Source organism: Paractinoplanes aksuensis (genome assembly GCF_024137025.1).
Classification (GTDB): Bacteria; Actinomycetota; Actinomycetes; order Mycobacteriales; family Micromonosporaceae; genus Actinoplanes; species Actinoplanes aksuensis.
Map to the genome: position 1 here is coordinate 141,944 of NZ_JAMYJR010000009.1, position 20,580 is coordinate 162,523.

Here is a 20,580-nt window from a genome sequence, read left to right on the forward strand (position 1 = left end):
GTTCAACGGAGACGAAGAGCACGCCCCCCGCACTTTGAGTGCGACGTACTTTTGTTGTATGGCACAGAACGAGACCACCCTGCCCACCACCGAGGAGGAGTGGCGCGTGCGCCTCTCCCCCGACGAGTTCCGTGTCCTGCGCCAGGCCGGCACCGAGGCGCCCTGGTCCGGGGAATACGTCAGCACCAAGACCGAGGGCATGTACGACTGCCGCGCGTGCGGCGCCGCCCTCTATCCCAGCACCGACAAGTTCGACTCGAACTGCGGCTGGCCGTCGTTCGACGACGCCATCCCGGGCGCGGTCAAAGAGATCAACGATTTCTCCCACGGCATGGCCCGCACCGAGATCCGCTGCGCCAACTGCGACTCCCACCTGGGCCACGTGTTCCGCGGCGAGCACATGACGGCGAAGAACACCCGCCACTGCGTCAACAGCCTCTCGATCAAGCTCGACCCGAAGACCGCCTGACGCTCCGACGCCACCGGCACCACCTCGTGCGGGTGCCGGTGCGCGATTCCGGGCCCGAGCCACCGCCGACCGGCCTAGCGTCGAGCTCATGGACTACCAGGTTTCGGTCAAGTGTGAACAGCTCGCCGAGTGGTACGTGCGGGTCAAGGGTCTCGCCGACGCCCATCACGGCCACGCCACCGGCGACCGTCTGAAGGCCATCGCGGGCGAGATCCACGACCTCGTGCCCCAGGAGTGGTGGACCAGCCAGCCCGAGCCTCTGGACAACCGCGTACGCAATTGACCTATCGTCAGTCGCATGCCGAAAGCCGCAGCGGAAATCGTCGAGATCGCCGGCCACGACGTCCGGCTGACCAGCCCTGACAAGGTCATGTTCCCGCAGCGGAACTACACGAAGCGCGACGTCTTCGAGTACTACCTGGCCGTCGGCGACGGGATCATGCGCGCGCTCCGGCAGCGCCCGACGACGCTGCAACGCTTCCCCGACGGCATCGAAGGCGAGGCCTTCTTCCAGAAGCGCATCCCCCAGCGCGGTGTCCCCGAGTGGATCCAGACGGCCCAGATCAAATTCCCCAGCATGCGTACGGCGGTGGAACTGTGCCCGGCCGACCTGGCTCACGTGGCTTGGGCGGCCCAGATGGGCACTGTTGTCTTCCACCCGTGGCCGGTCCGCGGCGATGCCCCCGACAACCCCGACGAGCTGCGCATCGACCTCGACCCGCAGCCCGGCAACTCGTTCGCCGACGTGGTCGCCACCGCCAACGTGCTGCACGAGGTGCTGGACGACCTCGGCTGGGTCGGCTACCCCAAAACTTCCGGCGGCCGCGGCGTACACGTGTACATCCGCATCGCCCCCAGCTGGTCGTTCGTGGAGGTCCGCCGAGCCGCGATCGCCCTGGCCCGCGAGGCCGAACGCCGCCGCCCCGACCTGATCACCACGGCGTGGTGGAAAGAGGAGCGCGGTGAACGCGTCTTCCTCGACTTCAACCAGATGGCCCGCGACCGCACGATCACCTGCGCCTACTCACTGCGCGCCAACGCCCGCGCCACCGCCTCGGCCCCCGTCACCTGGGCCGAGCTCCCCGACGTGGAACCGGACGACTTCGACCTGCGCACCCTGCCCAAGCGCTTCGCCGAGATCGGCGACCCCCACGCAAAAATCGACGACATCGCCCACGACCTGACCCCCCTGCTCGAGTGGGTCGAACGCGACGAGAAAAGCGGCCAGGGCGACATGCCCTATCCCCCCGACCACCCGAAGATGCCGGGCGAGCCCCCACGCGTCCAGCCCAGCCGCAAGAACGCCGCCAACTGGCAGAAGGACGAGTAGCGCTCCGCGTCACCGACCAAGCGCCACCCAGCCCTGGCCACCCGGACCCCCGCCAACCAGACCCCACCACTCCCTGGGGGATCCCCCGCAGCCATTGTCGTGGAAAGTGCGGGCCAATGAGCGGGGCACGAGCTGACCCTGTGGACAGCGGGGTAAATGTGGATAACGCCGGAACCTACAACGCGAGCTTCATCCCCACGTGCGAGGCCACGAAGCCGAGCCGCTCGTAGAAGCGGTGCGCGTCCTCGCGCCGCTTGTCGGTCGTCAATTGCGCGATGCGGCAGCCTCGCTCCCGTCCACGCTCCAACACGTACGCCATGAGGTCGCTGCCCAGCCCCGACCCCCGCCGATCGGCCCGGACGCGCACGGCCTCGATGGTCATCCGCCGGGCTCCCAAGCGCGAAAGCCCCGGCGTGAAGGTCAGCTGGCACGTCGCCACGATCTCGCCGCCGTCGTCGGCCACGATCAGCTCGTTGTTCGGGTCGGCGTCGATCTCTTCGAAGGCGGCCCAGATCGCCGCGTCCACGTCCTCGGCCACCGGCGCATCCCCGAAGCCGCGGGCCCGGCTGATGTTGTCGTCGGCCAGCAGGCGGAGCACTGAGGGCACATCGGTCCGGTTCGCGGCGCGGAATTCCATGGCCGCAGTCTCACACAGCCCCTTCGCCCGCGATCACCACAGCGGCGAGCAGCCCGAGCCGCTCGATCATCAGCGCGGCGAGCAGGCAGAGCCGCTCGATCATCAGGGCGGGGATTATGGCCGAGAGGGCCTACGCGGAAAGTGGTTGCTCGGGCACCATGTCGCCATGAAGGTGCTGCTCAAACCGGTCCTCCGGGCCTACCGCGGAATCGTCTGGCTGGCCAACTCTCCGGGCACGTTGATCCTGGCCTACGCGATCCTGATCGTCGTCTGCGGCGTGCTCTACCACTTCTTCGAGACGGACCAGTCGATCGGCGACTCGATCTGGTGGGCGGTCGTCACCGCGTCGACCGTCGGCTACGGCGACATCTCGCCCGAGTCGTGGCAGGCCCGCGTCCTGGCCGGCCTGCTGATCTCGATCATGGTGCTGTTGGTCATCCCGCTGATCACGGCCCACTTCGCCAGCAAGCTGATCGTCGACTCGGACGCCTTTCACCACGAGGAGCAGGAGGAGCTCAAGAACAACCTGCGCCGGGTGCGGGCGCTGCTCGAGGCCATCGCCGAGCGCGACGGCCTCACTTTGCCGGACAGCGCAGCCCCGCCTGCGGCACCTTCAGATCGATGAGATAGCCGTCGACCGCCTTCACGATGCAGGGCGTGCTCGGGTAGGCCGTGTGGCCCTCACCCTCCCAGGTCAGCACGTGCCCGACGCCCAGCATCGAGGCCAGGTCGGCCGTGTTCTCGTACGGCGTGGCCGGGTCACCCGTCGTGCCGACGACCACGATCGGCGGGGCCCCGGCGGCCGCGCCGGCCGGGTAGGGGTCGCGCTCGCCCGGCCAGACCGCGCACGGCAGCATGCCGACCGCCAGCGCCGCCCCGAACAGCGGGTATTTCTGGCGCCACTCGCCCTGCAGCTTGCGCACCTCGTCGATGGTGGGCGCGTCGTCGGTGTCGGCGCAGTTGACGGCCAGGTTGGCATCGAACAGGTTGCTGTAGGTGCCGTCGGGCTTGCGCTCGGCGTACTGGTCGGCCAGCGTGAACACGCCCTTGGGGTTGCCCTGCTTCAGCTCGGCCACGGCGTCGGCCAGTTTGGCCCAGCTCGACTCGGTGTAGAGCGACGAGATCACCGCCACGAAGATCCAGCCCGGGGTGGCCTGGCGCCCGTCGCTGCCCGGCACCGGCTTGGTGGCCGCGGCGGCCAGCGCGTCGGTCACCGCCTTGCGCGCGTCGGCCGCGATCGGGCACTTGTCGGGCGTGGCCTTGCACCAGGTGGTGAAGTTGGTGAACGCCCGCTCGAAGCCCTTGGCCTGGGTCTCGGAGCCCTCGACGAAGTTCTCCTTGGGGTCGACCGCGCCGTCGAGCACCAGCGCCCGCACGTTCTTGGGGTAGAGCTGGGCGTAGGTGGCGCCGAGCAGCGTGCCGTACGAGAAGCCGAGGTAGCTCAGCTTGTCGTCGCCGACGGCCTGGCGCAGCGCGTCCATGTCGTGCGCGGCCTGCTCGGTCGAGAAGAGGGGCAGCTGGTCGCCGTACTTGGCGCCGCAGTCGCCGGCGATCTTCTTGTTGAGCGCGACCAGCTCGTCGAACTCGGCCTGGCTCTGCGGGTCGGGCGGGGCCGCGAAGCTCGCGTCCTGGTCGTCGGGCGCGATGCACTTGATCGGGTCGGACCGGCCGACGCCACGCGGGTCGAAGCCGATGATGTCGAACTTGTTGGTGATCTCGGTCGGCAGCCCGTTGAACGCCTCACCGAACGACAGGTAGACCGACAGGTCGACGCCGGAGCCGCCGGGGCCGCCCGGGTTGAGCAGCAGTGAGCCGATGCGACCGGACTGCTTGGACGACCGGATGCGGATCATGGAGATCGCGTACTTCTCGCCGTTGTTCTGGTCGTTCCAGTCGCGCGGGACGCTGACCTCGGCGCAGTCGTAGGTCATGCCCGGCGCGGTCTGGCCGACGAGGTCTTTCGGCACGTCGGGGCAGGGTTGCCAGTCGGCCGTGCCGTTCGTCGTGGGCGCGCCCGACGAGGTCACCGGACCGGCCTGACTGGAGCCGTTGGGCGCGAACGTGGGCACGGTGCACCCGGCGGCGACCATGATGACCGCGGCGAGGACGGCGATCACCGAGCGGGAGCGACGCTGCACGTGGCTGACCTTTCGACGGCTGCAGTTGCCCAGCAAGGCTAACGGGTCGGCCTGACAAGACTCTGTCAGCGGCTGGTGAGCACCTCGGCCAGGTCGAACTGCACCGGCCGTTCCAGCTGCTCGTACGTACACGTCCGCGGTTCCCGGTCGGGCCGCCACCGTTCGAATTGGGCGGTGTGGCGGAACCGGACGCCCTCCATGTAGTCATAACGCACCTCAACCACCCGTTCGGGTCGCAGCGGCGTGAACGACAGGTCTTTGCCGTTGTTCCAGCGGCTGTACTCGTTCTTGCGCGGGGTCCGCTCGCCGTCCTCGTGGGCGGCCCAGTTCCACGGGTGTCCCTCGAAGCTCGTTACCAGCGGCTGCAGTTCCGCGAAGAGCTCTTCCCGTACGGCGATGGGGAACGCCCCGATGACGCCGACCGAGGCCAGCACGCCGCGCTCGTCGTAGAGCCCGAGCAGCAGCGAGCCGATCCGGTTGTCGGCCGACTTGTGCACCCGGTAGCCGGCGACCACGCAGTCGGCCGTCCGCTTGTGCTTGATCTTGCTCATGACGCGCTTGTCGGGCTGGTAGATCAGGTCGCGCGGCTTGGCGATGAGCCCGTCCAGGCCCGCCCCCTCGAACTCGGCGAACCACCGGGTGGCCGTCTCGAGGTCGTCGGTCGCCGGGGTCACGTACACGGGAGGCTTGGCGTCCTTGAGCACCTCGAGCAGCCGCGCCCGGCGCTCGCCGAACGGCACCTCGGTCAGGTCCTCGTCGCCGAGGGCGAGCAGATCGAACGCGACGAACCCGGCCGGCGTCTGCTCGCTGAGCATCTTGACCCGGCTCGCCGCGGGGTGGATGCGCTGCTGCAGCGCCTCGAAGTCGAGCGTGTTGCGCGCGGTGTCGGCCACGATGACCTCACCGTCGATCACGGCCCGGGGCGGGAAGTTGGCCCGCACGGCCTCGACCACCTCGGGGAAGTAGCGCGTCATCGGCTTCTCGTTGCGACTGCCGATCTCGATCTCGTCGCCGTCCCGGAAGATGATCGACCGGAACCCGTCCCACTTCGGCTCGTAGATCTGTCCGGGCGGAATCGCGGCGACCGGCTTGGCCAGCATCGGCTTGACCGGCGGGTTGATCGGCAGCTCCATGCCGTCAGTCTGCCGCGTCCCCGCCCCTTCCGGATGCCCCGCGGCGTGGCGGACGGAAAAGAAACGGTGTAATCATGTAATCAGCCTTAGGAGGTAAGCATGCGCTTCCGCACCGCACCGCCCGGCCGCTCCGAGCCGCCGAACGCCGAGGACGCCCCGGCCTGGGTCACCGGCGCCATTCCGGACGGCTGGTTCACCGAGCGCCCCGAGATCGTCATCGACCGCGACGAGATCATCATCTGGGGCCGGGTCGCCCCGCCCGAGCTGGGCGCCGACGCCACCGACGCCGACCGGGCCGCCGCCCACGCCGGCCGCATCAACCAGTTCCGTGAGGACACCCGCGAGGCCCGCATGCGGGTGGCCCGCCAGATCGAGTACCGCTACCAGCGCAAGGTCGCCTGGGGCGTCCGCTGCGGCGACACCAACGAGCTGTTCACCCACCTCGCCGCGCCGGTCATGACCCGGCTGCGCCAGCCCGAGCGCCAGATCCTCGACACGCTGGTCGACGCCGGCGTGGCCCGGTCCCGCTCCGAGGCGCTGGCCTGGTGCGTCAAGCTCGTCGGTCAGCACTCCGACCAGTGGCTGGCCGACCTGCGCGCGGCCATGACGAAGGTCGACGAACTCCGCAAGCAGGGGCCCGACGGGGCGTAGTTACTGTTACGGGGTGCTACGTCAGGTCACCGCGATCCGTTACGTCACCCCGTTGCGCGAGGGTGGCTCGCTGCCCGGCGTGGTCGAGGCCGACGACCTCGGCACCTACGTGGTGAAATTCCGCGGCGCCGGGCAGGGTCCCCGCGCGCTGGTGGCCGAGGTGATCGCGGGCGAGCTGGCCCGCCGTCTCGACCTGCCGGTGCCCGAGCTCACCGTCGTCCACCTCGACCCGGTCGTGGCCCGGGCCGAGCCCGACGAAGAGGTGCAAGAGCTCATCAAGGCCAGCGCCGGCACCAACCTGGGCATGGACTTCCTGCCCGGTGCGCTCGGCTACGACCCGCTGGTGCACCCGGTCGAGGCCGGCCTGGCGTCCCGGGTCATCGCGTTCGACGCGTTCGTCGAGAACGTCGACCGCAGCTGGCGCAACCCCAACCTGTTGATGTGGCACGGCGGCCTGTGGCTGATCGACCACGGCGCGACGCTGTACTTCCATCACAACTGGCCCCGAGCCGAAGCTGTCGTGCACCGTCCGTACAAGTGGGACGACCACGTTCTGAAGCCGTACGCGACCGAGCCGGCCACCGAGGGCCCGGCCCTGGCCGCCCGGCTCACGCCCGAATTGATCGCCGAGGTCGTCGAGCTGGTTCCCGACGAGTGGCTGGACGACGGCGACCGCGAGCTGTACCGGAACCATCTCACCGCCCGCGCCGAGCGCCCGGAGGCGTGGCTGCCGTGAGAACCCCCTACGAGTACGCGATCATCCAGGCCGTGCCCCGCATCGAGCGGGGCGAGCTGATCAACGTCGGCGTGGTGCTCTACAGCCAGCGCCTCGACTTCCTGGCCGCCCGCACCGACCTGCGCGACGACCGCCTACTTGCCGTCGACCCCGGCGCCGATGTCCCTGCTATCCGCGCCGCGCTGGCCTCGTGGGATGCCACCTGCTCCGGCTCCGGAGCCGCCGCGGGGATCAGCCAGGGCGAGCGCTTCCGCTGGCTGGTCGCCCCGCGCAGCACCATTTTGCGGGCCGGCCCCGTTCACATGGGTCTGGCCGCCGACCCCTCCGAAGAGCTCGACCGGCTCGTGCAGCTGCTGGTCAGTGTCGCGGGCGATTAGATAGGGCGGCCGCTGCTGCGAGGCCATGTAGATCCGCCCTACGTACTCACCCAGCAGCCCGAGGCAGATCAACTGAATACCCCCGAGCAGCAGTACGGCGATGTAGAGCGACGTCCACCCCGGCACCACCCCGCCGCTGGCCCAGGCGACCAGCGCCGTCACGATCAGCACCACGCAGAGCAGGAAGCTGAGCAACCCGAGCCAGGTCGCGAGCCGCAGCGGGGCCGCCGAGAACCCGGTCACGCTGTCGAAGGTCAGCCGGACCATCCGCGACAACGGGTACTTCGTCCGCCCGGCGACCCTTTCCTGCCGGGTGTAGCCGACCTCCGCGCTCGGGAAGCCCAGCGACGGCACCACCAGCCGATAGACCGGCCGCGGCTCGGGCAGCGCGTTCAGCACGGTCACCACGGCCCGGCTCATCAGCCGGAAGTCGCCCGCCTGGTCGCTGATCGACGGCCCGACGAGCCGCCGCATGGTCCAGTAGTAGAGGGCGGCCGAGTTCCGCTTGAACACCGAGTCGGTGCTGCGGTCGCTGCGCACGCCATAGACCACGTCGACCTGGTCGCGCCGGGCCACCGCCAGCATCTCGCCGATCACCTCGGGCGGGTCCTGCAGGTCGGCGTCGATGGTGACCATGTAGTCGCCCCGGGCCGCCTGGAACCCGGCCCGCAGCGCCGTCTGGTGCCCGACGTTGCGGCGCAACGAGACGACCCGCAGCTCGGGCCAGTCGGCGCGGAGTTGCAGCAGCCGCGAAACCGTGGCGTCGGTGCTGCCGTCGTCGACCGCCACCACTTCGTACGGAACGTCGAGCCCGTCCAGGACGGGCCGGAGCCGGCCCACGAACTGGTCGACGGCTTCGCGCTCGTTGTACATCGGCGTGATCACCGAAAGCAGCATGGCGACCTCTTCCACGTCGAGTCCGATCCGCACCCCTAGATCATGAATGCATTTCGGCTTCGGCCGCTCAAGAAACTGAGGCCAGCTCCTCGACCACGAAACGCAGACCGCCCTCGGAAGTCTGCCAGCCGGACGACGATGTGACGACCCACCGCTCGTCCAGCCGCGGCGCGAAGGTGTCGCCGCCCTCGACCGCCAGGTCGATGCGCGTCCGCAGGATGTGCTCGGCCAGCGGCAGAAAGACCTGGTAGACGGACTCGCCACCCATGACCCACACCTCGCCGCTCAGGTCGACCTCGTCGACCGAGTGGGCCACCTCGGCCCCGGGCGCCGACCACGACCGGTCGCGGGTGAGCACCACGTTGCGGCGCCCCGGCAGCGGGCGGAAGCGTTCCGGCAACGAGTCCCAGGTGGCCCGGCCCATGACGACGGTGGCGCCGTTCGTACGCTGCCGGAAGATCTTCTGATCCTCGGACAACCGCCACGGGATCTCGCCCTTGGCGCCGACCACCCGGTCGTGGGCCTCGGCCCAGATCATGTGGACCGTCATACGGCGACGGGCGCGCGCAGCGCCGGGTGGTGCTTGTAGTCGACGACGGTGAAGTTCTCGTATTTGTAGTCGAAGAGCGAGGCGGCCGGGGCGATCTCGAGCTGCGGGAACTCGTACGCCTCGCGCGAGAGCTGCTCGGTGACCTGCTCGACGTGGTTGTTGTAGATGTGACAATCGCCACCGACCCAGATGAAGTCGCCCGGCCGCAGGCCGACCTGGTCGGCCACCATGCGGGTGAGCAGGGCGTAGCTGGCGATGTTGAACGGCACCCCGAGGAAGAGGTCGGCGCTGCGCTGGTAGAGCTGGCACGAGAGCCGGCCGTCGGCCACGTAGAACTGGAACATCGCGTGGCAGGGCGCGAGCGCCATCTCGGGCAGGTCGCCGACGTTCCAGGCCGAGACGATCATGCGGCGCGAGTCGGGGTCGCGGCGCAGCGTGTCGAGGATGCCGCTGATCTGGTCGACGTGCCCGCCGTCGGGCGTGGGCCACGAGCGCCACTGCACGCCGTAGACGGGGCCGAGCTCGCCGGTCGGCGACGCCCACTCGTCCCAGATCGTGACGCCCTGGTCACGCAGCCAGCCGACGTTGCTCTCGCCGCGCAGGAACCACAGCAGCTCGACGGCGAGGGATTTGAAGTGCACCCGCTTGGTGGTGACCAGCGGGAACCCGGCCGACAGGTCGTAGCGCAGGCGCTCGCCGAACAGGCTGACGGTGCCGGTGCCGGTGCGGTCGCTCTTGGGCGTTCCGGTTTCCAGGACCCGGCGCAGCAGGTCCTCGTACTGGGTGTCGACGGGCATGGCCAAGAACCTACCCGCCGCGCGGCCCGGCCCCGCACAACGGCGGGCCGAGACGCGCGGCGTGCCCGGTATGCGGCCGGCAACCGGGCCTCGTCGCCGCCACCCCCAAGGTGGCCGGGGTGGCGACGACCGACCGGCACAGCCTGTCAGCTCGCCCAGGACTCCGACATCTGGGGGATCTGCTGGTTCAGCGCCTGCAGGTCCGCCTGCTGCCCGTTCGGGGCGGCGCCGTTGCCCGCGCCGCCGATGAACCCCAGCTCGACGCCGATCTGCTGCCAGCGCTCGTAGAGCACCTGGTCCTGCAACAGGGCCCGGACGTCGTGGTGCGACGAGCGCAGTTCCTCGAGCGCGGCCTCATAACGCGCGACCCGCGTGTGCAGGTCCAAAGTCTCGTACGTGGTCATGCAGCCAGGTTAGCGAAAGATGAGTAGTTTTATTCGCTTTTCAGCTTCGCTGCGATGCGGATGATCCGCTGCACCAAATGGTCGAGAGCGGCCAGCTCGGCGTCTCCGAGCGGATTGTCGTTGTTGCCCCCGGTCACGTGCGAGACGCCGTACGGGTTGCCGTCGACGAACTTGAGCGGATCGGTGTAGCCCGGGGGCACCAGGATGCCGCCGAAGTGGTGCACCGTGTTGTAGAGGGCTAGCAGCGTCGACTCCTGGCCGCCGTGGCGGGTCTGGGTCGCGGTGAAGCCCGCGTACGCCTTGTCGGCCAGCAGGCCCTGCGCCCACTGCGGGCCCAGGGTGTCCAGGAACTGCTTGAGCTGGCTGGCCACGTTGCCGTAGCGGGTGGGCGACCCGAACAGCACGGCGTCGGCCCAGACCACGTCGTCGGCGGTCGCCTTGGGCTCGTTCTTGGTCCGGTCGAAGTGCTGGCTCCAGGCCGCGTTGGAGGCGATCGCCTCGGGCGGCGCGAGCTCGGCCACCTGGCGCAGCCGCACGTCGGCCCCGGCCTTCTGCGCCGTCTCAGTCAGGCGCTCGGCCATCTTGTGCAGCGTCCCGGTGGACGAGTAATAGATGATTGACAGTTTCACGTCGGCCACGATGTGGCCCCCTCTCTGGAGATCTGCTTGCCCAGTCAAGCAAGGTCCCCGAGGGGGTCACGCCGAAACGCTAAACCCGGAGCTCACCACCGTGAGGACCGACACGGTCCGCGCTTTCGTCGTCGAACCAGACGCCGTCGGTACCGAGATAGCGGAACCGGTAGTCGCCGGGCGGGATCGTGATGCTGATGGTGCGGGTGCCATCGCGGCGCGGCTTGAGCGTGTGCCGGCCGGGCTCCCAGTCGTTGAACGTGCCGACCACGCTGACCGGGCCGGACGGATCGTTGACGGGCAGGCTGAAGGTCACCCGCGTCTTGTTGCCGAAGAGTCGGTTCCTCTTGATCATCACGACCTCCACAGCTCGGGCTTCCATCTTCACAACGGCCGGCGGCGATACGGGTGACGGCGCGCCGCATAGTCTTCTGGCATGCAACCGGAGCCTCATGACGAACTGCGATCGGCCACGTTTCGTGATCTTGACACCACCACGCTCTACCGCCTCCTGAAGCTGCGGTCGGACGTCTTCGTGGTCGAGCAGGAGTGCGTCTACGCCGATCTCGACGGCCGCGACGACGAGCCCGGCACGCGCCATCTCTGGTTCACCCGGCACGGCGAGATGCGGGCGTACGTCCGGGTCCTGGACGACGGGGACGTGCAGCGCATCGGCCGCGTGGTGACCGCCGAGTCGGCCCGCGGCGCCGGGCTGGCCGGGCGGCTGATCGAGGAGGCCCTGGTCGTCATCGGGCACCGCCCGAGCGTGCTGGACGCCCAGTCGTACCTGGTGAAGTTCTATTCTCGCTACGGGTTCGAGCCGACCGGCCCCGAGTTCATCGAGGACGGCATCCCGCACACCCCGATGCGCCGCGAGCCCTAGAGCGTCCAGCCCTCGGCCACCGAACGGCCGCACTGCACAGGGTCGTCGCCGGCGTCCACGAAGACCGCCGTGAGCAGGGCCGGTCCGGCCGACAAGGCCTCACGGGGCAGCGGACCGGCCGCGGTCAGCGAGGCCAAGCCGTGCCCGACGATCCAGGTGCGGGTGGCCAGCGCGGGCGCATCCGTTCCGCCCGGGAAGCGCCCGGCCTCCCGGGCCCGCTCCACGGCCCGTACGAAGTGAAGCAGCCCCTCATCGGCGGCGGCCGGGTCTTCCAGGTCGAACCCGGAGTCGAACATGACTCGATAGAGATCGGGATGAGCCAGGGCGTTCGACACGTACGCCGCCCCGAGCGCAGCCAGGTCGCGGACCGGATCGGCCGACGGCGCGACGGCCGCGAGCCGGGCCGCCAAACGCGTGAAGCCCTCCTGCCGCATGGCCCGCCACAGCCCGTCCATGCTGCCGAAATACGTGTAGACGGCCATCGTCGACAGGCCCGTGTCGGCCACCACCGAGCGCAGCGTGATGGGCTCGCGGGCCCGCAACATCTGCGCCGCCCGCTCGATCAGCCGTAACCGGATCGCCGGATCTTTCGTCCTCGCCATTGACTTAATATAGCATAGCGATGCTATATTAATTCTCGACGACGAACGAAGGAGACAGTCATGGCCGTGCAGCTGATCAACCCCGAAGGCCTGCCCCAGCCCGAGGTCTACCGGCAGATGTCGATCGCCACCGGCTCGCGCCTGGTGTTCCTGGCCGGCCAGGTGGCCCGCGACGCCGAGGGCAACCCGGTCGGCCCGGGCGACCTGGCCGCCCAGACCGAGCAGGCCTACCTCAACATCGGCACGGCCCTGGCCGCCGCCGGCGGCTCGTTCGACGACGTGGCCAAGCTGACCATCTATGTCGTCGACTGGTCGCCCGAGAAATACCCGCTGCTGGGCGAGGGCGTGGCCCGGGCCGCGGCCAAGCTGGGCGTCGACCCGGTCAAGCCGATCACCCTGCTCAGCGTGGCCGCCCTGGGCGAGCCCGACCTGCTGATCGAGGTCGAGGCGACCGCGGTGCTCGACTAGGGCAGGGCAGCCACGAGCTCGGTCATCGAGCGGCGGCGGCCCGTGTAGAACGGGACCTCCTCGCGCACGTGCCGACGGGCGGTCGAGGCGCGCAGGTCACGCATGAGGTCGACGATGCGGTGCAGCTCGTCGGCCTCGAAGGCCAGCATCCACTCGTAGTCGCCGAGCGCGAACGACGCGACCGTGTTGGCGCGCACGTCGGGATAGCCGCGGGCCATCTTGCCGTGCTCGGCCAGCATGTGGCGGCGCTCCTCGTCGGGCAGCAGGTACCACTCATAGGAGCGCACGAACGGGTAGACGCAGATGTACGGGCGGGCCTCCTCACCGGCGAGGAAGGCCGGCAGGTGGCTCTTGTTGAACTCGGCCGGGCGGTGCAGCGCCATCTGCGACCACACCGGGGCCAGGTGCCGGCCCAGGGCCGTCCGCCGGAACAGCGAGTACGCCTCCTGCAGCGCGTCCGGCGAGGCCGAGTGCCACCAGACCATGACGTCGGCGTCGGCCCGCAGCCCGGACACGTCGTACGTGCCCCGGATCGTCACGTCCTTGGCCGAGAGCTGGTCGAAGAGGCCGTCGACCTCGCCCGCCAGCTCGTCGCGCAGGGCCGGCAGCGGCGCCTGGGCACGGAACACCGACCACATCGTGTAGCGGATCGTCGCGTTCAGCTCGTTGATCCGCGCCGCGTTCGTCTGCTCGCTCATGCCTCGCTCACCCTTCCGTTGCCCGGCCGCCGGGTCCTCCGCACACCTGCGAAGAACGTCATGCGGCCATCGCCTTGCTCACGTCTTCCGCGGCCCGTTCGCCGCTCGCGACGCAGGCCGGGATGCCGACCCCGTCGAACGCCGCCCCGGCCAGCGCCAGCCCCGGGGGCAGCGCGGCCCGGGCCACGGCCAGCCGGTCGAGGTGACCCGGCGCGTACTGCGGCAGCCCGCCGCCCCAGCGCTGCACCCAGGACGCGGCCGGCGGCGGCAGCGGCCCACCGATCAGTTCGCCCAGCTCGCGCCAGGCCCGCTCGGTCAGCACCGCGTCGTCGAACTGCAGACGGTCCTCTTCGCCGGCCCGGCCCAGCGACACCCGCACGATCACCGGGCCGTTCTCGGGCCTGTCCCACTTACGGGTGACAAAAGTCGCCGCCTTGACCAGCGTGCCCGCGCTCGGCGGGACCAGGAAACCGCTCAGCTCGGGCAGCGGTGTGCCCGGGGGCAGCGCGAGCGCGACCAGCGCGACGCTCGCGTAGTCGAGCCCGCCCACCGCCTCGGCCGCGGCCGGCGCCACCGGGGCCAGCAGACGGGCGCTCGGCTTGGCCTGGACGGCCAGCACCACCGCGTCGACGTCATCGGTCTGCGGCGCCGGCACCGGGCCCAGCAGCAGCCGCCAGCCGTGCGCGGTGCGGGCCAGCTCACGGACGGGCAGACCCAGGCTGATCCGGGCGCCGCCGGCCGTGGCGGCCGCGCCGACCAGGCGGCTCAGCCCGCCCTCGAGCGCGCCGAAGACCGGTTGCCCGGGCACCCGGCCGCTCGCCGCCTGCGCCGCCCGCACGGCCGCGCTCAGGGTGTGCTCGACCCGGGCCGTGCGCGCGAGCTGCGGCATCGCCACGTCGAGCGAGATCCGGTCGGCCCGGCCGGCGTAGACCCCGCCCAGCATCGGGTCGACCAGGCGGTCGACGACCTCGTCGCCGTAGCGCTCGCGGACCAGCGCGCCGACCGCGACGTCCTGCCCCACGGCCAGCAGCGGGTGGCCGTTGTCGGTGTCGTGCCCGGCCGCGGCCTGCGCGACGTCGCCCAGCGCGGTCACATCGGCCGGGACACCGACCAGCGTGCCGGCCGGCATCGGGGCCAGCCGGCCGCCGAGGGCCAGCGCGGCCGGGACCTTGCGCGGGTGGACCAGGGCTTTCTCCAGGCCCAGACGCCGGACCAGGGCCACCGCGGCCGACTCGCGACCGTCGGCACCGGTCATCAGGAACGACTCGGCGCCGCGCTCGACGGTGACACCGGCCAGCTCACCGGTGCGCAGCTTGCCGCCGAGGGCGCCGCTCTGCTCGTACACGATGATCTCGGTGTCGGGCGGGGTCAGGTCGCGCAACCGCAGGGCGGCCGCCAGCCCGGCGATGCCGCCGCCGATGACCGCGATCCGCTTTCGCACGCCTTCAAGCCTTCCAGGTCCCGTTGGCGGCGACCGGTCCGGGGTCGACGAGTGTGAGTTGCGCCGGGAGGGTCTTCAGGCCCTACCGGACGCCTCGTGAACGTGAGCCACCAACCGGGTCAGGATGTCCGGGTCGGTCTCGGGCATGACCCCGTGGCCCAGGTTGAACACGTGGCCGGGAGCGGCCCGGCCCTGCTCGAGCACGCGGTCGGCCTCGCGGCGCACGACCTCCCAGCCCGCGAACAGGATCGCCGGGTCGAGGTTGCCCTGCAACGACCGCTCGGGCCCGACGATTTCGGTGGCTTGATCCAATGGCGTACGCCAATCGACACCGACCACGTCGGCCCCGGCCTCGCCCATCGCCCGCAACAGCACGGCCGTCCCCACTCCGAAGTGGATGCGCGGCACGCCGGCGTCGGCCAGCCCCTGCAGAACCCGGGCCGAGTGCGGCAGCACGTGCTCGCGGTAGTCGGCCTCGCTGAGCGCACCGGCCCACGAGTCGAACAGCTGGACGGCGCTGACCCCGGCCTCGATCTGTGTGCGCAGGAAGGCCAGCGTGATGTCGGCCAGACGCGAGAGCAGGGCGTTCCAGAGCTCCGGAGCCCCGTACATCATGGCCTTGGTCTTCAGATAGGTCCGCGACGGCCCACCCTCGATGAGATAGCTGGCCAGCGTGAACGGCGCCCCGGCGAAGCCGATCAGCGGGGTCGGGCCGAGCTCGCCGACCAGCTGCCGCACGGCCTCGGCCACGAAGCCGACGTCGTCCAGGGTGATCGGCCGCAGCCGAACGAGATCATCTGCCGTACGAATCGGCGCGGCCACGACCGGGCCGGTGCCGGCCACGATGTCGAGATCGATGCCGGCCGCCGCGATCGGCACCACGATGTCGCTGAACAGGATGGCCGCGTCCACGTTGTGCCGGCGGACCGGCTGCAGGGTGATCTCGGTGACCAGGTCGGGACGGCGGCACGAGTCGAGCATCCCGATGCCGGCCCGGATCTTGCGGTACTCGGGCAGCGACCGGCCCGCCTGCCGCATGAACCAGACCGGGGTGTGCGGCACGTCGAGGCCGCGGCAGGCCCGGACAAACGGCGAATCAGTCACAACGGAAGTCACTGCGCCATCGTGCCACGACACGCTCGGCGCGCCGATCGGCTACGGACCCGCGCGGCGGCATAGTCTTCCCCCATGGCGTCCCCCTCCGCTGTTCCTCCGGCGTTCGCCCGCGCGGTCGACGCTCTGCGGGCCGCGGCGCCACGACCCGAGATCCTGCTCGAAGAGATCGCCGCCCCGCAGAAGCTAGCGCCCTACGCGTTCGCGATCAGCGCGACTGTGCTGCGCGCGGGCGACGAGGTGGCCGGCGGCCGGCTGATCCTGCTCCACGACCCGGCCGGGCACGAGGCCTGGCAGGGCAACATCCGGCTGGTCACCCTGGTCACGGCCGAGCTCGAGGACGACCTGGCGGGCGACCCGATGCTGTCCGCGGTGGCCTGGACGTGGCTGACCGACGCGCTCGAACAGCACGCCGCGGCCTACACGGCGATCGGCGGCACGATCACCCAGACCACGTCGACCCGCTTCGGCGAACTGGCCGGCCCCGCGCCGACGGCCGACCTGGAAGTGCGCGCCTCGTGGACCCCGACCGGCGACGACTTCGCGGCCCACCTGCAGGGCTGGTGCTCGATGCTGGCCTCGACGGCCGGTCTCCCCCCACCCGGCGTCGCCGCCCTCGGCGACCGCCAGCGCGTGGGTTGAGCGCACCCCGACCCAATTTCGCCCGTCGAGGCCAGCAGCTCAGCTAACAGACTTTCAGCGTCTCGCAGGCGGTCTTGATCGGGATGGCCAGGCCGATGCCCTCGGCGTCCTTGGCCTTGGCCGTGGCCACGCCCACGACCTGCTCGTTCGCGTTGACCACGGGTCCGCCCGAGTTGCCGGGGTTGATCGGCGCGTCGAACTGCACGGTCGGGCCGTCGGCGTCGTTGGGCCGGTAGGCGCTGATCACGCCGGTGGTCACCGAATCGTCCAGGCCGAGCGGGGCGCCCACGACCACGACCTGCTGGCCCGGCTTGACCTGGTTGGTCGAGGTGCCGAGCGCGGGGATCTTCTGGTTGGCCTTGAGCAGGGCGAGGTCCTTGCCCTTGTCGACCTTCACGATGGTGGCGCTGATCCGGGTGCTGCCACGCTCCAGCGAGACCTTGCGCCCGCCATCGGTCCAGGTCTCGGCGACGACGTGGTAGTTCGTGATCAGGTTGGCCTGGTTGCCCGTGGCCTTCTTGCCCACGGAGAACGCGGTGCCGGTGAAGCCGCCCGCCCGCACCCGGAACACGCTGGGCAGCACACCCGATGAAACCGCCTCGGGGTCGAACACCCCGGCCAGCTTCTTCTCGAGCTGATCGGTGCGGCTCTGCTCGGCCGAAAGCACCGACGCCAGGTCCTGGTTGTGACGGCTCATTCCCTCGATCCGGTACGCCTGCCAGCCCGCGACGAGTAGCAGCAGGGTCACCACCCCGACGATGGCGGGCTTGAGCTTGCTGCCGCCGGTCCGGCCGGTCTTTTCGTACGCCGGGACTTCGGTCTTTTCGTACGCCGGGCTCGCGGACCTCTCAAAGGCCGAGTTCTCGGTGGCCGGGGTCAAGCCGGTGTGCCAGGCGGTCTGCTCCCCGGTGTGCCGCGGCTGCTCGCCCGTGTGCCGCTGCTCGCCTGCATGTGCCTGCTCGCCGGTGTGCCGCTGCTGGCGCGGGATCGGTGCAGCCGGCTCCCACTGCTGGTCGCCGCCCCAGTGCTGCACGCGCGGCGACGCCGGCGCGGCCCACTCCTGGGCCGGTTCGCTCCAGCCGCCCGCCCGCTGCTGCGGGGCCGGTTCGCTCCACGCGCCCGCTCGCGGGGCCGGTTCGCTCCACGCGCCCGCCCGGGGCGCCGGCTCGCTCCAGTCGCCGTGGGCTGATTCCGCCCACGGGTCGGCCGGGACCGGGTCTGACCAGCGCTGCTCACCCCGCTGCTCCGGCTGCGGAGCTTCCGGCTGGCCCTGCGCGCGGCGCCGCCCGTCGTATCGGCGCTGCTCGTCGGAGCCCGCGGGGGTGAACGGTTCGTAGGTCATGGTCATCCGGCGCGGCCTCCCGGGTATCGGCGCTGCGACGGGTAGTACGCAGAAAACGGCCGTCCGGATCAGTCGGATGTCGATCGAGAAAACGGCGCGCCGGGACCCGGCTGCAAGCAGCCGGGGAGGTGTCCCCGTACGGTAGCGGAGTGACCGACGAAGCACCCCTGCGCCGTCGGGACACGCCGGAGCCCGAAAGGGACGGACGACCGCACGCCGACTCGCCCGACCCGACGTCTGGCGGTCCCGCTCCCGTACCACTCACCGCGCCCCGCGAGGGCACACCCCGCCCGGTGGAGTCCGCCGAGGAACTCGCCGACGTCGTGGCCCGCATGGCCACCGGTTCCGGACCCGTTGCGGTCGACGCCGAGCGTGCCTCCGGCTACCGCTACACCCAGCGGGCCTACTTGGTGCAGTTGCGCCGCGCCGGCGCCGGGACAGTGCTGATCGACCCGCTCCCGCTGGACGACCTGCGCACCCTCGACACGGCCCTGGCCGAGAGCGAATGGGTGCTGCACGCCGCCAGCCAGGACCTGGCCTGTCTCGCCGAACTGGGCCTCAAGCCCCGCCGCCTGTTCGACACCGAGCTGGCCGCCCGCCTGGCCGGCTTCGAACGGGTCGGCCTGGCCGCCCTGACCGAGCAACTCCTGGGCTACTCGCTCGAGAAACACCACTCCGCAGCCGACTGGTCGACCCGCCCACTACCCGAGTCGTGGCTCACGTACGCCGCCCTCGACGTGGAACTGCTGACCGACCTGCGCGACCACCTGGCGGCCGAACTCGACCGCCAAGGCAAAAGCGCCTGGGCCGCCGAAGAGTTCGCGGCCCTGGTCGCCAGCGCCGACCGCCCTCCGAAGACCCGCCCCGACCCGTGGCGCCGAACCTCCGGAATACACCGCGTACGGGGCGCGAGGGCCCAATCCCGGGTCCGAGCCCTCTGGTACGCCCGAGACGGCGTGGCCGCCCGACGCGATTCCGCCCCCGGCCGGGTCCTCCCCGACGCGGCCATCGTCGCCGCCGCCGAGGCCGACCCGAAGGACGAACGCACCCTGCTGGCCATCGCCGGCTTCGGCGGCCGCTCCGTGCGCCGCCTGGCCCGGGTCTGGCTGGACGCGTTGGACGAGGCCAGAGCCCTCCCCGACGACGCCCTACCGATCAACCAGCCGGTCGAGGGCCCACCCCCACCCCACCGCTGGGCCGAACGCGACCCGATCGCAGCAGCCCGCCTGACCCGCTGCCGGGCCGTAGTGGTGGCCACCGCCGAAGCCAACAACCTCCCCCCGGAAAACCTGATCAGCCCCGATTTCGTACGCCGCCTGGCCTGGTCCCCACCCGACGAGGTAACCGCCCAAACAGTGGGCGACACCCTGCGCGGCTTCGGCGCCCGAAACTGGCAGATCAACCTCTTGGCCAACCAGCTCACCGAGGCCCTGCCAGCCCCACCCCCCACCACCACCTGACCCAAGACCTCGTCGCGCCCGCCAGGGGCGGCCCATCAAACGCGCGAGCCGGGCCACCCCCGGCTCGCGCAACCGGCCCCCGTTCGCCCGCCCACCAGCGCAGCCGGGCCCGCTCCCGGCCGGCCCACGCGAACCAGCTCGCTCTCCGCCAGCCCACTCCCTGCCGGCCCACACGAACCAGCTCGCTCTCCGCCAGCCCACTCCCTGCCGGCCCACACGAACCAGCTCGCACCTCCCAGTCCACTCCCTGGCGGTTCACGCTCAGCAGCCCTCCCCCACCTGCCAGCACGAACCCACTCCCTGGCGGCCACTAGCGGCAGCCGCTCCTAGTCGGCCCACGCGCAGCAGCCGTTCATCGCTAGCCCGCGTGAGACGAACCTCCTCGCTGTGAGCCGCAGTGAGGCGAAGGCTTTCCCTGTCCGCGCGCATAGTGAGTTGCAGCTCTGGCTCGGAACGCCTAAACCTGCCGTGGGAAGACGCCGCCACCTGCTTCTACCACCCCTTCCCTTACTTCGAAAAGCCCGGCTTTCACCTTTTATCCATTCTCACAGAATCGACCATGACCCTGCCGACGAGGCGTTATAAACTCGACGTATCGCGGGGGTCGGCCGGCGTAAAGACAAACCACGAGTGCGCAGATCGCCAGTCCGTAGCGATCCCCAGGCCAGCAAACGTCGTCGCACAGCACCGTGCAGCCAGTCACGGCACGACTGACCAGAACGATCCCCAGGCAACGGGGCGTCGTGGTCGATCTTTGTTCCGCCTGTTATGCAATGTGTATCAGCGCCTTTCATTCTTGCGCCCGCGGTAATTCTGTTCAACTTGAGTCGCTGCTCCCCTTTCAGCTGACCAATTTAGCCGCTTGACCAGACGGTGATCTAGTGAATTCAATACCGAACTTGGCATGATCGACTTCCGATCCGGCAGCCCATTCTGGCCGCCATCGCGGGAGAATATAGGTATGCGACAGCTACAGTTGTTCACTACGGCACAATTGGCAACAATGCGCGACAGAACCCGACGCCGGAACTACTCCCCCTCGTCCGACGAATTCCGCCGCGAACACGCAATACGCCGCGCCTGGGGTTTGCAACAAAGGCACGCCGCCAAGCTGGCTCACCTACGCCGCACAGGTGCCCTGGCCAAACCGCCCGACAGCCCAACACCCCCACCAGGCCCAGGC

The 20,580-nt window shown here is 70.3% G+C and carries 24 protein-coding genes and 1 pseudogene; 11 read left to right on the plus strand and 14 right to left on the minus strand.

All coding sequences use genetic code 11. From position 1 onward, the window contains the following. Nucleotides 1–58: 58 nt before the first annotated feature. The 3 genes from msrB to ligD all read left to right on the plus strand — a co-directional run bounded on the left by msrB (nt 59) and on the right by ligD (nt 1,799). Entirely contained in the window at nt 59–469 is a 411-nt protein-coding gene (gene msrB / locus M1L60_RS09645; protein WP_253236981.1) for a peptide-methionine (R)-S-oxide reductase MsrB, read from the plus strand. A gap of 88 nt (nt 470–557) precedes the next feature. Beyond that, the gene (locus tag M1L60_RS09650; protein ID WP_253236982.1) at nt 558–752 is read left to right on the plus strand and encodes a hypothetical protein; all 195 of its coding nucleotides are present in this window, start codon (nt 558–560) and stop codon (nt 750–752) included. A 15-nt stretch (nt 753–767) separates the two neighbouring features. Further along, on the plus strand, nt 768–1,799 hold the full coding sequence (gene ligD / locus M1L60_RS09655; RefSeq protein WP_253236983.1) for a non-homologous end-joining DNA ligase: 1,032 nt from the start codon (nt 768–770) through the stop codon (nt 1,797–1,799). A gap of 175 nt (nt 1,800–1,974) precedes the next feature. Here the strand turns inward: ligD and M1L60_RS09660 are convergent, their stop codons facing one another. Continuing rightward, nucleotides 1,975–2,436 carry a GNAT family N-acetyltransferase gene (locus tag M1L60_RS09660; RefSeq protein WP_253236984.1) on the minus strand — a complete coding sequence of 154 codons (462 nt, stop codon included), beginning with the start codon at nt 2,434–2,436 and terminating at the stop codon, nt 1,975–1,977. 166 nt (nt 2,437–2,602) lie between these two features. On the opposite strand from M1L60_RS09660, the gene M1L60_RS09665 reads away from it, so the two are divergent. After that, nucleotides 2,603–3,061: a potassium channel family protein gene (locus tag M1L60_RS09665; protein ID WP_253236985.1), complete on the plus strand. Its 459-nt coding sequence runs from the start codon at nt 2,603–2,605 to the stop codon at nt 3,059–3,061. Here the strand turns inward: M1L60_RS09665 and M1L60_RS09670 are convergent. Then, nucleotides 3,012–4,526, minus strand: coding sequence for an alpha/beta hydrolase (locus M1L60_RS09670; RefSeq protein WP_253237141.1), 1,515 nt, complete (start codon nt 4,524–4,526; stop codon nt 3,012–3,014). The two genes, M1L60_RS09665 and M1L60_RS09670, sit on opposite strands and share 50 nt — an antisense overlap. A gap of 113 nt (nt 4,527–4,639) precedes the next feature. Beyond that, nucleotides 4,640–5,707, minus strand: coding sequence for an ATP-dependent DNA ligase (locus M1L60_RS09675; protein WP_253236986.1), 1,068 nt, complete (start codon nt 5,705–5,707; stop codon nt 4,640–4,642). 99 nt (nt 5,708–5,806) lie between these two features. Between M1L60_RS09675 and abmR the strand changes: the two genes are divergently transcribed. From abmR to M1L60_RS09690, 3 genes are all read left to right on the plus strand, one after another. Next, a complete protein-coding gene (gene abmR, locus M1L60_RS09680) occupies nt 5,807–6,358 on the plus strand; it encodes an ATP-binding transcription factor AbmR (protein WP_253236987.1) in 552 nt (183 codons plus the stop codon). Between the two features lie 13 nt (nt 6,359–6,371). After that, a complete protein-coding gene (locus M1L60_RS09685) occupies nt 6,372–7,094 on the plus strand; it encodes a HipA family kinase (RefSeq protein ID WP_253236988.1) in 723 nt (240 codons plus the stop codon). A 74-nt stretch (nt 7,095–7,168) separates the two neighbouring features. Further along, a complete protein-coding gene (locus tag M1L60_RS09690; protein ID WP_253237142.1) occupies nt 7,169–7,471 on the plus strand; it encodes a DUF3037 domain-containing protein in 303 nt (100 codons plus the stop codon). 42 nt (nt 7,472–7,513) lie between these two features. Here M1L60_RS09690 and M1L60_RS48630 read toward each other — a convergent pair. The 6 genes and pseudogenes from M1L60_RS48630 to M1L60_RS09720 all read right to left on the minus strand — a co-directional run. Continuing rightward, nucleotides 7,514–8,368 (minus strand): annotated as a pseudogene (locus M1L60_RS48630) (glycosyltransferase family 2 protein); the annotation flags it as partial. Between the two features lie 67 nt (nt 8,369–8,435). Next, a complete protein-coding gene (locus M1L60_RS09700; protein WP_253236989.1) occupies nt 8,436–8,906 on the minus strand; it encodes a dihydrofolate reductase in 471 nt (156 codons plus the stop codon). An 8-nt stretch (nt 8,907–8,914) separates the two neighbouring features. Beyond that, nucleotides 8,915–9,715 carry a thymidylate synthase gene (locus M1L60_RS09705; RefSeq protein WP_253236990.1) on the minus strand — a complete coding sequence of 267 codons (801 nt, stop codon included), beginning with the start codon at nt 9,713–9,715 and terminating at the stop codon, nt 8,915–8,917. Between the two features lie 146 nt (nt 9,716–9,861). Continuing rightward, nucleotides 9,862–10,119: a hypothetical protein gene (locus M1L60_RS09710; protein ID WP_253236991.1), complete on the minus strand. Its 258-nt coding sequence runs from the start codon at nt 10,117–10,119 to the stop codon at nt 9,862–9,864. 29 nt (nt 10,120–10,148) lie between these two features. Then, nucleotides 10,149–10,757 (minus strand): NAD(P)H:quinone oxidoreductase, encoded by a 609-nt coding sequence (wrbA, locus tag M1L60_RS09715; RefSeq protein WP_253236992.1) that lies wholly within the window; start codon nt 10,755–10,757, stop codon nt 10,149–10,151. Between the two features lie 70 nt (nt 10,758–10,827). Then, the gene (locus M1L60_RS09720; RefSeq protein ID WP_253236993.1) at nt 10,828–11,103 is read right to left on the minus strand and encodes an isoamylase early set domain-containing protein; all 276 of its coding nucleotides are present in this window, start codon (nt 11,101–11,103) and stop codon (nt 10,828–10,830) included. 81 nt (nt 11,104–11,184) lie between these two features. Between M1L60_RS09720 and M1L60_RS09725 the strand changes: the two genes are divergently transcribed. Next, nucleotides 11,185–11,631 (plus strand): GNAT family N-acetyltransferase, encoded by a 447-nt coding sequence (locus tag M1L60_RS09725; protein WP_253236994.1) that lies wholly within the window; start codon nt 11,185–11,187, stop codon nt 11,629–11,631. Here M1L60_RS09725 and M1L60_RS09730 read toward each other — a convergent pair. Further along, complete coding sequence (locus M1L60_RS09730) at nt 11,628–12,233, minus strand: TetR/AcrR family transcriptional regulator (RefSeq protein WP_253236995.1); 606 nt, start codon at nt 12,231–12,233, stop codon at nt 11,628–11,630. The two genes, M1L60_RS09725 and M1L60_RS09730, sit on opposite strands and share 4 nt — an antisense overlap. 60 nt (nt 12,234–12,293) lie before the next feature. Here M1L60_RS09730 and M1L60_RS09735 point away from each other — a divergent pair, with 60 nt between their 5' ends. After that, nucleotides 12,294–12,701, plus strand: coding sequence for a RidA family protein (locus M1L60_RS09735; protein ID WP_253236996.1), 408 nt, complete (start codon nt 12,294–12,296; stop codon nt 12,699–12,701). On the opposite strand, the gene hemQ is transcribed toward M1L60_RS09735, so the two are convergent. The 3 genes from hemQ to hemE form a co-directional block, all read right to left on the minus strand. Continuing rightward, nucleotides 12,698–13,399: a hydrogen peroxide-dependent heme synthase gene (gene hemQ, locus M1L60_RS09740; RefSeq protein ID WP_253236997.1), complete on the minus strand. Its 702-nt coding sequence runs from the start codon at nt 13,397–13,399 to the stop codon at nt 12,698–12,700. The two genes, M1L60_RS09735 and hemQ, sit on opposite strands and share 4 nt — an antisense overlap. A gap of 58 nt (nt 13,400–13,457) precedes the next feature. Continuing rightward, nucleotides 13,458–14,840: a protoporphyrinogen oxidase gene (gene hemG / locus M1L60_RS09745; protein WP_253236998.1), complete on the minus strand. Its 1,383-nt coding sequence runs from the start codon at nt 14,838–14,840 to the stop codon at nt 13,458–13,460. 75 nt (nt 14,841–14,915) lie between these two features. Continuing rightward, the gene (hemE, locus tag M1L60_RS09750; RefSeq protein WP_253236999.1) at nt 14,916–15,956 is read right to left on the minus strand and encodes a uroporphyrinogen decarboxylase; all 1,041 of its coding nucleotides are present in this window, start codon (nt 15,954–15,956) and stop codon (nt 14,916–14,918) included. Between the two features lie 72 nt (nt 15,957–16,028). Between hemE and M1L60_RS09755 the strand changes: the two genes are divergently transcribed. Further along, entirely contained in the window at nt 16,029–16,595 is a 567-nt protein-coding gene (locus M1L60_RS09755; RefSeq protein WP_253237000.1) for a DUF3000 domain-containing protein, read from the plus strand. Between the two features lie 43 nt (nt 16,596–16,638). Here M1L60_RS09755 and M1L60_RS09760 read toward each other — a convergent pair whose 3' ends face one another. Continuing rightward, nucleotides 16,639–17,943 carry a S1C family serine protease gene (locus M1L60_RS09760; protein ID WP_253237001.1) on the minus strand — a complete coding sequence of 435 codons (1,305 nt, stop codon included), beginning with the start codon at nt 17,941–17,943 and terminating at the stop codon, nt 16,639–16,641. A 143-nt stretch (nt 17,944–18,086) separates the two neighbouring features. Here M1L60_RS09760 and M1L60_RS09765 point away from each other — a divergent pair, with 143 nt between their 5' ends. Then, complete coding sequence (locus M1L60_RS09765) at nt 18,087–19,397, plus strand: ribonuclease D (protein ID WP_253237002.1); 1,311 nt, start codon at nt 18,087–18,089, stop codon at nt 19,395–19,397. Nucleotides 19,398–20,580 lie beyond the last annotated feature (1,183 nt).

Bases quoted from the DNA above. Each gene is read 5' to 3' on its own strand.
- M1L60_RS09735 (WP_253236996.1), top strand. From the start codon at position 12,294: ATGGCCGTGCAGCTGATCAACCCCGAAGGCCTGCCCCAGCCCGAGGTC.
- M1L60_RS09650 (WP_253236982.1), top strand. From the start codon at position 558: ATGGACTACCAGGTTTCGGTCAAGTGTGAACAGCTCGCCGAGTGGTAC.
- msrB (WP_253236981.1), top strand. From the start codon at position 59: ATGGCACAGAACGAGACCACCCTGCCCACCACCGAGGAGGAGTGGCGC.
- M1L60_RS09730 (WP_253236995.1), bottom strand. From the start codon at position 12,233: ATGGCGAGGACGAAAGATCCGGCGATCCGGTTACGGCTGATCGAGCGG.
- M1L60_RS09710 (WP_253236991.1), bottom strand. From the start codon at position 10,119: ATGACCACGTACGAGACTTTGGACCTGCACACGCGGGTCGCGCGTTAT.
- M1L60_RS09720 (WP_253236993.1), bottom strand. From the start codon at position 11,103: ATGATCAAGAGGAACCGACTCTTCGGCAACAAGACGCGGGTGACCTTC.
- hemQ (WP_253236997.1), bottom strand. From the start codon at position 13,399: ATGAGCGAGCAGACGAACGCGGCGCGGATCAACGAGCTGAACGCGACG.
- M1L60_RS09705 (WP_253236990.1), bottom strand. From the start codon at position 9,715: ATGCCCGTCGACACCCAGTACGAGGACCTGCTGCGCCGGGTCCTGGAA.
- M1L60_RS09760 (WP_253237001.1), bottom strand. From the start codon at position 17,943: ATGACCATGACCTACGAACCGTTCACCCCCGCGGGCTCCGACGAGCAG.
- M1L60_RS09665 (WP_253236985.1), top strand. From the start codon at position 2,603: ATGAAGGTGCTGCTCAAACCGGTCCTCCGGGCCTACCGCGGAATCGTC.
- M1L60_RS09725 (WP_253236994.1), top strand. From the start codon at position 11,185: ATGCAACCGGAGCCTCATGACGAACTGCGATCGGCCACGTTTCGTGAT.
- M1L60_RS09675 (WP_253236986.1), bottom strand. From the start codon at position 5,707: ATGGAGCTGCCGATCAACCCGCCGGTCAAGCCGATGCTGGCCAAGCCG.
- M1L60_RS09755 (WP_253237000.1), top strand. From the start codon at position 16,029: ATGGCGTCCCCCTCCGCTGTTCCTCCGGCGTTCGCCCGCGCGGTCGAC.
- M1L60_RS09670 (WP_253237141.1), bottom strand. From the start codon at position 4,526: ATGGTCGCCGCCGGGTGCACCGTGCCCACGTTCGCGCCCAACGGCTCC.
- abmR (WP_253236987.1), top strand. From the start codon at position 5,807: ATGCGCTTCCGCACCGCACCGCCCGGCCGCTCCGAGCCGCCGAACGCC.
- M1L60_RS09700 (WP_253236989.1), bottom strand. From the start codon at position 8,906: ATGATCTGGGCCGAGGCCCACGACCGGGTGGTCGGCGCCAAGGGCGAG.
- M1L60_RS09660 (WP_253236984.1), bottom strand. From the start codon at position 2,436: ATGGAATTCCGCGCCGCGAACCGGACCGATGTGCCCTCAGTGCTCCGC.
- ligD (WP_253236983.1), top strand. From the start codon at position 768: ATGCCGAAAGCCGCAGCGGAAATCGTCGAGATCGCCGGCCACGACGTC.